The organism is Streptomyces laculatispora (assembly GCF_017353455.1).
Classification (GTDB): Bacteria; Actinomycetota; Actinomycetes; order Streptomycetales; family Streptomycetaceae; genus Streptomyces; species Streptomyces laculatispora.
Genome location: NZ_JAFMPZ010000186.1, coordinates 1 through 13,419, shown reverse-complemented (window position 1 = coordinate 13,419; position 13,419 = coordinate 1). Strand labels below are relative to the sequence as shown.

The window sequence follows — 13,419 nt, the reverse complement described above, 5'->3', positions numbered from 1 at the left end:
GGGCCGCCGGGTGGGCATCAGCCTGCCCCGCTCGTTCGACATGATCGTCGGGCTGCTCGGCGTCGTGAAGTCGGGTGCCTCCTACGTCCCGATGGACCCGTCGTACCCGCCGGAGCGGGTGGCGTACATGCTCGACGACGCCGGTGTCTCCCTCGTGCTCACCGACAGCACGTTCGGCGCGGAACTCCCCTCCGGAACGCGGTTGTTCGAGATCGACCGGGAAGCGGACCGGACGGCTGCGGCCGACCTCACGACGCCGGGCCGAACCAGGACGCCCGACGACGAGGCCTACGTGGTCTACACCTCCGGGTCGACCGGCGCCCCGAAGGGCGTGGTCATCCGGGACCGCACGGTGGGCAATCTCGTCCGCGCCCAGCACCGGATCTCTCCCTGCGGAGCCGAGGGCACCACTCTGCAGTACATGACGCTCTCCTTCGACGTCTCCGTGATGGAGATCCTGGGGACGCTCTGCGTCGGGGGCACGCTCGCCCTGATACCCGGGGAGCTTCAGAAGGACCTGCACCGGTTGGCCGCGTTCGTCGCCGAGCACGGTGTCACGCGCCTGTACCTGCCCTATGTCGCGCTTCAGCGGTTCGCCGCGATAGCGGTCGCGGAGGGCCTGCGGTGCGAAGGGCTGCGCGAGGTCACCTCCGTGGGCGAGGCCCTGGTCGTCTCCCCGCAGATCCGGGAGTTCTTCGCCCGGCACCCCCGGGCCCGGCTGCTGAACATGTACGGCCCCTCCGAGACCCATCTGGCCACCTGGCACGAGCTGTCCGGTGACCCCGGCGAGTGGCCCGAGGCACCGGCCATCGGCCGTCCGGTCGACGGCATGCGACTGCTCGTCCTCGGCCCCGACCGTGAGCTCCTCCCTCCCGGCGTCACGGGCGAGCTGTACATCGGCGGTCCGCACCTCTCGCCCGGCTACCACGCCAGGCCCGAGGAGACGGCGCTGCGCTTCGTCGCCGATCCGTACGGCCGGGCCGGCGACCTCCTCTACCGCACCGGCGACCTCGTACGGTGGAACGGGCGCGGTGATCTGGAGTACCTGGGCCGCGCCGACGACCAGATCAAGATCCGCGGCTACCGCGTCGAACCCACCGAGGTCGAGGCCGCCCTCGACGCCCTCGACGGAGTGAAGAGCTCGGCGGTGGTGGCGGTCGGGTTCGGAGCGGGTGACCGGCGGCTGGTCGCCGCGGTCACGGGGGACGGCGCCGATGACGACGGGCGGCTGCGGGCCGCGCTGGCCGCACGTCTGCCGGACTACATGCTGCCCGCACACATCGTCCGCCTGGACCGGCTCCCCACCACCCCGAGCGGGAAGACCGACCGCGGTGGACTGGCCGCCAGGCTGGCCGGCGAACTGCGCGACCGGCGCGCGGACGACCGCGCAGGAGCGGCGGAACAGCCGAGGGCCGGAACCGAGCGCGAGATAGCCGACCAGTGGTCGGACGTGCTGGGAACCGGGTCCATGGGGCGGGGCGACGACTTCTTCACGCTGGGCGGCAACAGCATCATCGCCACCGAACTGGTCTACCGCCTGCGGCGGCTGTTCGACATCGACATACCGCTGCGGACCCTGTTCGACAACCCCACCGTCTCCGGCATGGCCGCGCGGATCGAGGAACGGCGCGCCGGCGACACCACGGCGTTCACGGCGCCCGCGGCCGACCTGCGCGGCGATGTGACCCTGCCGGACACGGTACGGGCCGGCGACCGCGAAACGGCCCCGGTGGCCGCCGCGACCGCGGTCCTGCTGACCGGCGCGACCGGCTTCCTCGGCAGCTACCTCCTGCGGGACCTGGCAGCCGTACCAGGCAGTACGGTCAACTGCCTGGTACGCGCCACCGATTCGCACGCCGCCCTGCAACGGCTGCGCGCCACGGCCACCCTGTACGGCATCGCGGACGACATCGTCTGGGAGCGGGTGCGCGCCGTGCCCGGAGACCTCACCCGCGCGCGCATGGGACTGTCCGACACGGACCACGCGGAACTGACCGGTTCGGTCCAGGTGGTCTACCACGCGGCGGCGCACATCAACTTCGTCCTCCCGTACGCCTCGGTGAAACCGGCCAACGTCGACGGTCTGCGGTCCGTGCTGGAGTTCGCCGCCACGGGGCGGCTCAAGCCCGTGCACTACATGTCGACCATCGCGGTGTTCGCCCCGGGCCAGGACGCCGGACCGATCACCGAGGAGGCGGTGCCCGAAACCTGCGAGGGGCTCGGCATCGGCTACACCCGGAGCAAGTGGGTGGCCGAGGGGATCGCACGGCTGGCGCGTGAACGCGGCATGCCGGTGACCGTCTACCGCATCGGCCGGATCTCCGGCGACAGCGTCAGCGGCGCCTGCCAGGCCGACGACTTCCTGTGGCGCCAGATCAAGAGCTTCATCGAACTCGGTTCGGCCCCGCCCGCCGAGGAGCTGACGACGGACCTGCTGCCGGTGGACTTCGTCAGCCGGGCCGTCGTCGCCCTCTCCCGCGATCCCTCCGCCGACGGCGCGACGTTCCACCTCTTCCACCCGCGCGGCTCCGACTTCACCCCGGTGCACGCCGCCGTCCGCGAGTGCGGCTACACGCTGGACACGGTGCCGGCCGACGAGTGGCTGACGCGCCTGGAGGAATCGGCCCGCCTCCCCGGGAGCAACGCCCTCGCGGCTGCCGTCCCGCTGTTCCGGGAAGGTGCGCTGGAACTCGGCGAGAACACCTACGGCAACGAGAAGACGTCGCGGCTGCTCGAACGCCTGGGGCTGCACTACCCCGACATCGACCGCCGCTCCCTCTCCCGCATGATCCGCTACTTCGGCTCGACCGGGCAGCTGACCGGCCCGCACCACGCGCGGCAGAACGCGTAGGACAGCCGGTCAGCGGCTCTCCCGTTCCAGACATCCGCAGGCGTCCACCCCACGGGCCGCCTCATAGCGAAGGCCGACAGCATGTCTCGAAACCCCTTGCCGGGCGCCGAACACGATCCGTTGATCGCCTCGATGGTGGCCGGGCTGCCCGCCCGTCAACAGCCCCAGTGGCCCGACCCCTCCCTCCTCCCACAGGTGCGCGAACGCCTGGCCGGTGAGCCGCCACTGGTCTCGTACGACAGCGTCAAGACCCTCGGCGCCCTGCTCGCCCGGGCCTCGGAAGGCGAGTTCTGCCTGCTCCAGGCCGGCGACTGCGTGGAGCTGCCCACCGAGTGCGAACCTCGCGACATCGCCCGCAAGGTGGAGATGCTCGACGTGCTCGGGGACATCATGTGCACGAGTTCCGGGCTGCCCGTCCTGCGCGTCGGACGGATAGCCGGCCAGTTCTCGAAGCCCCGTTCCCAGGACTGGGAAACCGTGTACGAGGACAGGCTCCCGGTGTTCCGGGGCCCGGTCGTCAACGCACCGGACCCGCAGCGGACGGCCCGCACCCCCGACCCCTCCCGCATCCTCGCGGGGATGAAGGCCGCCGGCCGCGCCGTCACCGCCATCGACCAGCTCGGGCGCGGCGAGGGCGCGCCGCCGCAGGACCGGGTGTGGACCAGCCACGAGGCACTCCTGCTGGACTACGAACTGCCCCAGGTCCGGCGGCACGGGGAGGGCGGAAGCTACCTGGCCTCCGCGCACTGGCCCTGGATCGGCGAGCGCACCCGCCAGGCGGACAACGCGCACGTGCGGCTGATGGCCGAACTGGACAACCCGGTGGCGTGCAAGATCGGCCCGGAAGCCACGGTGGACGAGGTACTGGCCGTGTGCGCGGTGCTCGACCCGCACCGCACGCCCGGCAGGCTCACCCTCATCGCCCGGTTCGGCGCGGGGCAGGTCGCCCGGGTGGCGCCGCTGGTGCGGGCGGTGAAGCAGGCCGGGCACCCCGTGCTGTGGATGTGCGACCCGATGCACGGGAACACCGTCAAGACGCCCGACGGGCTCAAGACGCGCAAGCTCGACGCGATCATGTCCGAGATCCGGCAGTGCATAGACGTGGTGTCGGAGAACTCCGGGCGGTGCGCCGGGCTCCATCTGGAGGCGTCCCCCGACGACATCTCCGAATGCGAGGGAGCGGGCCGTTCCCCGGTGCCGGGCCCCGGCTACCGGAGCCTGTGCGACCCCCGGCTCAGCCTCGTCCAGGCCGTGGCCGCCGCGGCTCACTGGCGTCTTCCCGTGGGAGCGGCGGCATGAGCGCGGCCCCCGGCCCCGCCGAACGGGCCTGGGCCCCCGACGCGCTGCTGCCGCCGCCGGGCCGGCCGTTCGCGGTGCTGCACCGGCCCGGGGCCGACCGCGCGGCGCCCGTCGAGATCCTGAGCGGCCCGGTCCGCCGCGCGGACGACCTCGACGCCCTGGACCTGGACCACCCCGGCCCGGCGGCGGGGGAAGCGTGCGGGGCGGACACCCTGGTGCTGACCCCCTACCGGCAGATCCGCGAGCGCGGCTTCGCGTACCCCGACGACCGCGAGCCACTGCTGGCCATGGAGGTGCGGGAGCACCGGCGGGTACCGCTGGACCGGCTGCTGGACTGCCTGCCGGACCGGGCGCCGCGGGTGGAGGACCCCCGCTACGACGTCGACGACGACGGGTACGCGGCCGCGGTGGACACCATCGTCGACCGCGAGATCCACGGCGGCGAGGGCTCCAACTTCGTGCTGGCCCGCAGCCTGCACGGCCGGATCCGCGACTTCGACCGGGCCGCCGCGCTCTCGGTGCTGCGCGGGCTGGTGACGGCGGAGACCGGCGCGTACTGGACGTTCCTGGTCTTCACCGGGGACCGGTACCTGATCGGCAGCACCCCGGAGCAGCAGGTGCGCGTCCGCGGTGACCAGGTGGACATGAACCCGATCAGCGGGACCTACCGGTACCCGCGGACGGGTGCGGATCTGCCGGGGCTGCTGCGTTTCCTGCGGGACCCCAAGGAGACCGACGAGCTCTACATGGTCGTGGACGAAGAGCTCAAGATGATGACGTCCCTGTGCGACCGGGACGTGCGGGTCAGCGGCCCGTCCCTGAAGTGGATGTCCCGGCTCGCGCACACCGAGTACTACCTTTCGGGCCGCTCGGAGCGCCCGCTCACCGAAATCCTGCGCACCACCATGCCGGCGCCGACCGTGACGGGCAGCCCGGTGGAGAACGCCTGCCGGGTGATCGAGCGGTACGAACCACAGGGACGCGGCTACTACAGCGGGGTCATCGCGCTGCTCGGCCACGAGAGCGGGCAGCGCCGGCTGGACGCCGCCATCATGCTGCGCACGGCGGACATCGGTACGGACGGCGCGATCCGGCTGACGGCGGGTTCCACGGTGGTGCGGGAATCGGTGCCCGCGCATGAGACGGCGGAGACCACCGCCAAACTGTCCGGCCTGCTCGACGCGCTGTCCGGCCGGCGGACGGCGAAGGCTCCCGTCCGGGCCCCCGCCGCCGGGCTGGCCGACGTCCCTCCGGTGCACGGCGCGCTGGCCGCGCGCAACGACGGGCTGGCGGCCTTCTGGCTCGGCGGCACCGGTCCGGCAAAAGCCGTGGGCGCCGAGGTCACGATCGTCGACGCCGAGGACGGCTTCACCTCCATGCTCGCCTACCAGTTGCGGTCGCTGGGGTGCGCGGTGCGCCTGGTGCCGTGGTACCGCGCGGAGGAACCCGCCGGGTCCGGTGGCGCCTTCGGCGCCCGGGGCGTCGTCCTGCTCGGCCCGGGGCCCGGCGACCCCCGGGACTCCGCGAACGCGCGGGTGCTCGCCCTGCGGGCGGTGGCCGCCGAACGGCTCGCGGGCGGTCTGCCGCTCGCCGCGGTCTGCCTGGGGCATCAGGTGGTGTGCACCCTTCTGGGACTGCCCGTCGCCAGGCTGCCCGACCCGGCGCAGGGCAGACGGCTGCGGGTCCCGCTGTGGGGCCGGCCACGCATGGCCGGCTTCTACAACAGCTTCACCGCGCGCGCGGACGACGACTGGCTGCGTCCGCCCCTGTCCGACTCGGCCGTCCAGGTGCAGCGCCTCGGTGACGAGGTCATCGCCCTGCGCGGACCGGCCCTGGCCACCATCCAGTTCCACGCGGAGTCGTTCCTGACCGAGGACGGCCCCGGCATCCTGGCCGATCTGCTGACCGGTGCGCTGGCACCGGCCGGCGCGGACCGGGCGGCCGTCCACGAGAGCAGGGGGACCCATGAACATGCCTGACGGAGGCGTGCGTACCGCGCCCCGCCCGATCGACCCGCGCGCCCTGCGCAGTTGCATGGGCCAGTTCGCCACCGGGGTCACGGTGATCACCTGCCGGCGGGGCGACATCGTCCACGGCACGACGGTCAACGCGTTCACCTCGGTGTCGCTGGACCCGCCCCTGGCCCTGGTGGCCCTGGACCGGCGCAGCCGTGCGGGTGCGCTGCTGCTGGAGGACGGCGGGTACGTCGTCAACATCCTCGACGAGACGCAGCGCGATCTCGCCATGCACTTCGCCGGCCGCCCCATGCCGGGCCCGGTGCCGTGGGTGGACGAGAGCGGACCGCATCCGCGGCTGGCCGGCACGGTGGCCCACCTCGTCTGCCGCCCCTGGCAGGTGCACGACGCGGGCGACCACACGCTGCACATCGGCGGCGTCGAGGAGTTCGAGAGCCGTCCGGGACGGCCGCTGCTGTTCCACCGCGGCGCCTTTCCGGAACTGGCACCGGACGATTCCGCCGGCGCCTGGTCGCTGTGCCTGGACGGCATGGACCCGGTGGAGCACTTCCACGCCCGCGACGAGACAGACGAGACAAGGGACTGACGCACATGACGGAGAGGGACGATGTGAGCGGCACGGCGGACTCCGGCGACCGGACGGACGCGGCACCGCGCCGCGTGACCCGGCCGATGACCGGTGACGAATATCTGGAGAGCATCCGGGACGGCCGGGAGGTCTGGGCGTACGGGGAGCGGGTCGACGACGTCACCAAGCACCCGGCGTTCCGCAACACGGCGCGGATGACGGCGCGCCTGTACGACGCCCTGCACGACCCGGAGCACCACGACACGCTGACCACGCCCACCGACACGGGCAGCGACGGCTTCACGCACAAGTTCTACCGGGTGCCGCGCAGTGTGGAGGACCTGGTCGGGGACCGGGACGCGATCGCCCGGTGGGCCCGGCTCACCTACGGCTGGATGGGGCGGAGCCCGGACTACAAGGCGAGCTTCCTGGTGACGCTGGGTGCGAACCCGGAGTACTACGGGGAGTTCGCGGACAACGCCCGGCGCTGGTACGCCGAGGCGCAGGAGCGGGTGCTGTTCTGGAACCACGCGGTGATCAATCCGCCGGTGGACCGCCACCGGGCGCCGGACGAGGTCGACGACGTGTTCGTGCACGTCGAGAAGGAGTGCGACGACGGTCTCGTGGTCAGCGGGGCGAAGGTGGTGGCCACGGGGTCGGCCCTGACCCACTTCAACTTCGTCGCGCACTACGGCCTGCCGGTGAAGAAGAAGGAGTTCGCCCTGGTGGCCACGCTGCCGATGGGGGCGCCGGGGGTGAAACTGATCTGCCGTCAGTCGTACGAACTGGCCGCCAGCCGCATGGGCAGCCCGTTCGACTATCCGCTGTCGAGCCGGCTGGACGAGAACGACACCGTCTTCATCCTGGACAAGGTGAAGATCCCCTGGGAGAACGTCTTCATCTACGGGGACACGGCGAAGGCCGGCACCTTCCTGAACACGTCCGGGTTCACGCACCGGCTGACGTTCCACGGTGTCACCCGGCTCGCGGTCAAGCTGGACTTCCTGGCCGGTCTGCTGCTCAAGGGACTGGACGTGACCGGGACGAAGGATTTCCGGGGAATTCAGACGCGGGTCGGCGAGGTACTCGCCTGGCGCAACATGTTCTGGGGCCTCAGTGACGCGATGGCGCACAACCCGAATGCGTGGCACGACGGCGGGCTGCTCCCGAACCTCGACTACGGCATGGCGTACCGCTGGTTCATGACCATCGGTTATCCGCGCGTACGCGAGATCATTCTGCAGGATCTCAGCAGTGGTCTCATCTATCTGAACTCGCACGCCAAGGATTTCCAGAACCCCGAACTGCGGCCGCATCTGGACCGGTACATGCGTGGTTCGAACGGATACGACTCGGTGGAGCGGGTCAAGCTGATGAAGCTGATCTGGGATTCGGTGGGCACGGAGTTCGCGGGACGGCACGAACTGTACGAGCGCAACTACTCGGGCAACCACGAGAACGTGCGCATTGAACTCCTGATGGCCCAGACGGCCTCCGGCCTGGTCGACGGCTACCGCGGTTTCGCGGAGGAGTGCATGGCGGAGTACGACCTGGACGGCTGGACCGCTCCCGACCTGATCGGACCCGACCAGGCATGAGCACCAGGGCGGACCACCTTCGGGGGCGGCTTGCGGCCGGTGTCCGGTCCGCCGCCCCCGAAGGCCCTGCGGCGCGTCAGGGCAGGATCAGCGCCAGGGTGAACCCGTCGTACCCCTTGCCTCCCACCGTCTGGATCGAGGTGGCGCTGACCCGGGGCTCGGCGGCCAGCATCTCGTGGAACCGCCGCATTCCCCGGACGCCTCCGTCCGGGTTGCCGGCTTCGCCGACCGCTCCGCCGAGCACGACGTTGTCGACGACAATCACTCCGCCCGGGCGGGAGAGTTCGAGCGCCCAGGTGAAGTACTCCGGGGTGTCGGGCTTGTTGGCGTCGATGAAGACCAGGTCGAACGGCGGGCCGCCGGCTTCCGCGAGGGTGGGCAGGATGTCGAGCGCCCTGCCCACGTGCTGGTCGACGACGTCGGCGACGCCGGCCTGTTCCAGGTGGCCGGCGGCGGCCTCGGCGAACGTGCGCTCCCACTCGATGGTGACCAGCCGCCCGCCGGGGGGCAGCGCCCGGGCGAGCCAGATGGCGCTGTACCCGCCGAAGGTGCCTATCTCGAGAATGCGCTCGGCACCCTGGATAAGGGCCAGCAGGTGCAGCAGTTTCCCCTGGGGCCGGGAGACCCCGATATCGGGGAGATCGAATGCGACGTGCGCCTGGGCGGCGGCCGCCAGTGCGGGGTCCTCGTCGCCGAGAACCGAATCGAAGTAGTCGTCCACTGCGCTCCACTGATTCTGTGTCATGACACCAGTATTCCCCGGAAAGGATGATACCGAGCAAGCAATCAAGGAAATTTCACAAGAATTGATGACGCTTCACCAATGCCTGACCTGCCGCTTTGGGCTGCCCTGATAATTTTTCCCACAACATCCCGGCCGCCACATCAGAAAAATCCAGGAATTCCCCTTCGTTACCTGACCGAATTTCTGGGCAATCGCTAGCCTGAATGGAAAAGAAGAAGAATTCGATCTCTCTCGGAACGAAAGGAGCGCAGTACCTTGTCTCGAACCCAGACCGCGACAGAGCGACCGACGGCCCTCGACCTCGTACCGGAGCTTCACCACGTGGGGGTGCAGACGGGCGACCTCGACAACTCCGTCGCCTGGTACCAGGAGTTCTTCGGCTGCCGGCCGAACTGGACCCTGGACACCTTCTCCGAGCTCACACTGAGCCGTCTGCCCGGCATCACCCGGCTGACCGAGCTGGCGGTGGCCGGGCTGCGCTTCCACCTCTTCGAACGCGCCGGGCACGACGACGCCGTCCCCGGCGGCAACACCCGCCAGTTCCAGCACATCTGCCTGTCCACCGGATCGGCCGAAGAGCTCCGAGCCTGGCGTGACCGCTGGTTCCACCTGTACGAGTCCGGCCGCTACACCTTCGCCGGCGATGAACGGCCCACCGACATCGTCACCGACGCGGACGGCGTGCAGAGCTGCTACGTCCTGGACGTCAACGGGCTGGAACTCGAGTTCACCTACGTCCCGCCGGGAGGAGACCGATGAACAGGGGTGTCCACCGCACCGTGACCGAACTGCCCGTACCCGACGGCTGGGACTTCGGGGACTTCCCGTACGGCCTGGAACCGCTGACCCTGCCCGAACCGCCGACGTCCGAGGCCGGGCACGACATACCCGACGTGCTGCCGGCCGACGAGTCCCTCGTGGACCGGAGCACGGTCTGCCGGCGGACGGGTGCGTCCCTGTCCACGACCGACTTCTCCCACCAGCTCTTCTGGTTCCGCTGGATCACGGGGCACCAGGCCACCTTCGCCGTCTGGCAGCTGACCGCGCACGCCCTGTACCAGGCCCGCACCCGGACCGATCCCACCCCGTCCCTGCGCGTGATGACGGACCTCACCGACGCCTACACCTCGATGCTGCTCTACACCAGCTCGTGCCCGGCCGACGTCTACGGCACGGTCATCCGGCCCAGCATGTACCTCCAGCACCGAAGCTTCAGCGGCACCTGGGCCCCGGACTTCGTGCCCGTACGGGGACTACTGAGGGGCAAGAAGACGGAGTGGGGCGGCACGCCCGAGGGCCAGGCGTTCAAGCACGCCGTCCGGATGTACCACACGGTGCACGCGGGGGTGGCGGCCAAGCTGGTGCCCGGTGGCCGGTCGCTGCTGCAGGAGTCCGCCACGGAGACCACGCCGACGCGCCCCGAGACGCAGGCGCTGCTCTACGACCACTACTTCCTGACCCTGCGGACGCCGGTCGGCGCGGTGGAGCTGGTCGACCAGTTACGGAGTCGGCTGCGCGCGATCTCGCTCGACGTCGCGACCAACGGGCTCTACCCGGGCCTCACGCCGGAGGAGGACGCGGCCTTCCCCGACGAACTGCGGAGCGCGGAGGTGCGGCGCTACGAGAGGGGCTTCCACGCGGCCCTGAGCCGGATCGACGTCGCGGCCCGGCAGCTCAAACCGAAGGTGCTGCACAGCACGGCACCCTGACCGGCCGTCGCCGCACGGAGACGCCCGACACGGAAGGGAGTGAGGAACGAATGCGTCACGGAGTGGTGATCCTGCCCGAACGGCGCTGGTCGCAGGCCCGCGAACAGTGGGTCCTGGCCGAGCACCTCGGCTTCGACCATGCCTGGACGTACGACCAGTTGATGTGGCGGTGGCTGCGTGACGAGCCCTGGTTCGCCTGCGTGCCCACACTGGCCGCCGCTGCCGCCGTCACCTCACGGATCACGCTGGGCACGATGGTCGCCACCCCCACCTACCGCCATCCGGTGACGCTGGCGAAGGAACTGATGTCGCTGGAGGACATCGCCGGGGGCCGGTTCGTCTGCGGCCTGGGTGCCGGGGCGGGCGGCCTGGACGACCGGGTGGTGGACCCCACCGAACGCACCCCGCGGCAACGCGCCGACCGCTTCGCCGAGTTCGTCGAGGCGCTGGACCGGCTGCTCACCGGCCAGGTCTCCTCGTACGCGGGCACCCACTACGACTTCCGCGACGTACCCCTGAACCCGGGGTGCCTGACGCGCCCCAGGGCGCCGTTCGCCGTCGCCGCGACCGGGCCGCGCGGTATGCGGCTGGCGGCCCGGCAGGCGGACACCTGGGTCACCGCGGGACCACCGGGCCGCTTCGACGCCCTGCCCTACGAGAAGGCACTGCCCGACATCGCTCGCCAACTGGACCGCCTGGACACCGCCTGCGCCGCGGTCGGACGCGACCCGGCCACGCTGAACCGGCTCCTGCTGACCGGTGCCCTGGTCGGCGGGGTGCTCGACTCCGTCGAGTCCTACCGGGACGCGGTGGGCCGGTTCGGCGAGCTGGGCATCACCGACCTGGTCGTGCACTGGCCGCGCGCGTCCTTCCCGTACCAGGGCGATCCGCGCGTGCTGGAGGCCATCGCCGAGGAGGTGCTTCTCCCCCGCCCGCGGACCACGGGCGCCACCGCACGGCAGAACACCGCAGGAGGCGGACGATGATCGGATACGAGATCGTCGACATGTTCACCGACAGCCCGTTCGACGGCTGTGCCCTCGGTGTCGTACCCGACGCGCAGGAGCTCTCGGAGGGGGACATGCTCGCCGTCGCCCGGGAGATCGCCCTGACCGAGACGGCGTTCGTCCTGCCGCCCGGCCTACCGGGATCCGCCTACCGGGTCCGGGTGATGACACCGGCCGGGGAGTCGCCGTTCGGGGGCCACAGCGCGGTGGGCACGGCCAGTGTGCTGGTCCGAACCGGCCGGCTGGCGCCCGGCGAGGCGGTGCAGGAGTGCGGCGGCCGGCAGCTCACCGTGACGGCCGGGGCCGACGGCTCCGCCCTGGCCGTCGAGGGTGCGCCGCTGCTGCGGCCCGAGTGGGATCCACGCCCGCTCCTGGCGGCGTGCGGCCTGTCCGGCTCCGACCTCTCCGCGACGCCGCACCTGACCGGCTTCGGACCGGCCTTCCACTTTCTGCCGGTACACGAGGAGGCGCTGGCCGGGGCATCGGCCGACCTGACCGACCCGGTCTGGGAGGACTGCCCCGACGCGGTGCTCGTCGCGTACGACCACGAGAGCCGGACCGCCCGTGTCCGGGTGTTCGCGCCCGGATACGGCATGCCCGAAGACCCGGCCTGCGCCTCCGCCGCCCTGGGGCTCGGCGCCTGGCTGGCCCGGGAGAAGGCGTTGCCCGGCACCGACGGCCACCACGCCTACCGGGTCCTCCAGGGCGAGGGCCTGGGCCGGCCGGCCACCCTCTCGTGCACCGTGGACGTGCGGGAGGGCCGGGCCACGGCCGCCACGGTCCACGGCCGGGTCACCGCCACCGCGTCCGGCCTGATGAACGCACCGAGACGGCCCTGACCGCCGGACTCGCCCGCCGAGATCTCGTACGAAGAGAAAGGGACTTCCCACGTGCTCTTCCGACCGGAACTGCACGGCACCCGCGGTGCCGTGGCGTCCACTCACTGGCTGGCCTCCACCGCCGGCATGTCTATGTTCGATCGCGGCGGCAACGCCTTCGACGCCGCGGCCGCCGCCGCCTTCGTCATCCAGGTGGTGGAACCGCACCTCAACGGGCCGGGCGGTGACGTGCCCATCCTCGCCCACCGTTCCGGGTCCGGCCGGGTCGACGTCATCTGCGGTCAGGGACCGATGCCCGCAGCGGCGACCGTGGACGCCTTCACCGAGCGGGGCCTGGCCGTGGTCCCCGGCTCCGGACTGCTGCCGGCCGTCGTCCCGGGGGCCTTCAGCGCCTGGCTCCGGCTGCTGAAGGAGTACGGCACGCTTCCCCTGGAGGTCGTGCTGGAGCCCGCCATCGGGTACGCGGAACGGGGCTACCCCCTGCTGCCCAAGGCGGCGGCCATGATCGGCGCACTGTCGGAACTCTTCCGCGACACCTGGACGGAGTCGGGCCGCACGTACCTGAGGCGGGGCGTCGCCCCACGGGCCGGGGAGCGGGTCACCAATCCCGTCCTGGCCCGGACCTTCCGGCGTGTCGTCAGCGAGGCGCAGGCGTCGGGGCGGGACCGCGAGGGCCGGATAGACGCGGCGGCGGAGGCGTTCCACACCGGCTTCGTGGCGGAGGCGATCGACACCTATCTGGCCAAGGCCGAGGAGATGGACTCCACCGGACGGCGCAACGGCGGATTACTGACCGGCGCGGACCTGGCCGCCTGGCGGCCGGGGCT

The 13,419-nt window shown here is 71.3% G+C and carries 11 protein-coding genes; 10 read left to right on the top strand and 1 reads right to left on the bottom strand.

The window, feature by feature from the left end; translation table 11 throughout:
- The 5 genes from J1C73_RS11000 to J1C73_RS10980 all read left to right on the top strand — a co-directional run.
- Nucleotides 1-2,851, top strand: a 2,851-nt coding sequence (locus J1C73_RS11000) for an amino acid adenylation domain-containing protein (protein ID WP_207316190.1), incomplete at its 5' end; no start/stop codon positions are given.
- 81 nt (nucleotides 2,852-2,932) lie between these two features.
- Nucleotides 2,933-4,150, top strand: coding sequence for a 3-deoxy-7-phosphoheptulonate synthase (locus J1C73_RS10995; RefSeq protein WP_207316189.1), 1,218 nt, complete (start codon nucleotides 2,933-2,935; stop codon nucleotides 4,148-4,150).
- Entirely contained in the window at nucleotides 4,147-6,129 is a 1,983-nt protein-coding gene (locus J1C73_RS10990; RefSeq protein WP_207316188.1) for an anthranilate synthase family protein, read from the top strand. The genes J1C73_RS10995 and J1C73_RS10990 overlap by 4 nt, the downstream gene beginning before the upstream one ends.
- The gene (locus tag J1C73_RS10985; protein ID WP_242644004.1) at nucleotides 6,116-6,712 is read left to right on the top strand and encodes a flavin reductase family protein; all 597 of its coding nucleotides are present in this window, start codon (nucleotides 6,116-6,118) and stop codon (nucleotides 6,710-6,712) included. Before J1C73_RS10990 ends, J1C73_RS10985 begins: the two co-directional genes overlap by 14 nt.
- A gap of 5 nt (nucleotides 6,713-6,717) precedes the next feature.
- On the top strand, nucleotides 6,718-8,292 hold the full coding sequence (locus tag J1C73_RS10980; RefSeq protein WP_207316187.1) for a 4-hydroxyphenylacetate 3-hydroxylase family protein: 1,575 nt from the start codon (nucleotides 6,718-6,720) through the stop codon (nucleotides 8,290-8,292).
- Between the two features lie 76 nt (nucleotides 8,293-8,368).
- Here J1C73_RS10980 and J1C73_RS10975 read toward each other — a convergent pair whose 3' ends face one another.
- Nucleotides 8,369-9,037, bottom strand: coding sequence for an O-methyltransferase (locus J1C73_RS10975; protein WP_207316186.1), 669 nt, complete (start codon nucleotides 9,035-9,037; stop codon nucleotides 8,369-8,371).
- A gap of 255 nt (nucleotides 9,038-9,292) precedes the next feature.
- Here J1C73_RS10975 and J1C73_RS10970 point away from each other — a divergent pair, with 255 nt between their 5' ends.
- From J1C73_RS10970 to J1C73_RS10950, 5 genes are all read left to right on the top strand, one after another.
- Complete coding sequence (locus J1C73_RS10970) at nucleotides 9,293-9,796, top strand: VOC family protein (RefSeq protein ID WP_242644003.1); 504 nt, start codon at nucleotides 9,293-9,295, stop codon at nucleotides 9,794-9,796.
- Nucleotides 9,793-10,746, top strand: a complete 954-nt coding sequence (locus J1C73_RS10965) for a 3-methyl-L-tyrosine peroxygenase-related protein (RefSeq protein WP_207316185.1) — start codon at nucleotides 9,793-9,795, stop codon at nucleotides 10,744-10,746. The genes J1C73_RS10970 and J1C73_RS10965 overlap by 4 nt, the downstream gene beginning before the upstream one ends.
- Nucleotides 10,747-10,796: 50 nt before the next feature.
- Nucleotides 10,797-11,732, top strand: coding sequence for an LLM class flavin-dependent oxidoreductase (locus J1C73_RS10960; protein ID WP_207316184.1), 936 nt, complete (start codon nucleotides 10,797-10,799; stop codon nucleotides 11,730-11,732).
- Complete coding sequence (locus J1C73_RS10955) at nucleotides 11,729-12,592, top strand: PhzF family phenazine biosynthesis protein (RefSeq protein ID WP_207316183.1); 864 nt, start codon at nucleotides 11,729-11,731, stop codon at nucleotides 12,590-12,592. The genes J1C73_RS10960 and J1C73_RS10955 overlap by 4 nt, the downstream gene beginning before the upstream one ends.
- Before the next feature lie 51 nt (nucleotides 12,593-12,643).
- The coding region (locus J1C73_RS10950) for a gamma-glutamyltransferase (RefSeq protein ID WP_207316182.1) at nucleotides 12,644-13,419 on the top strand (776 nt) is incomplete at its 3' end.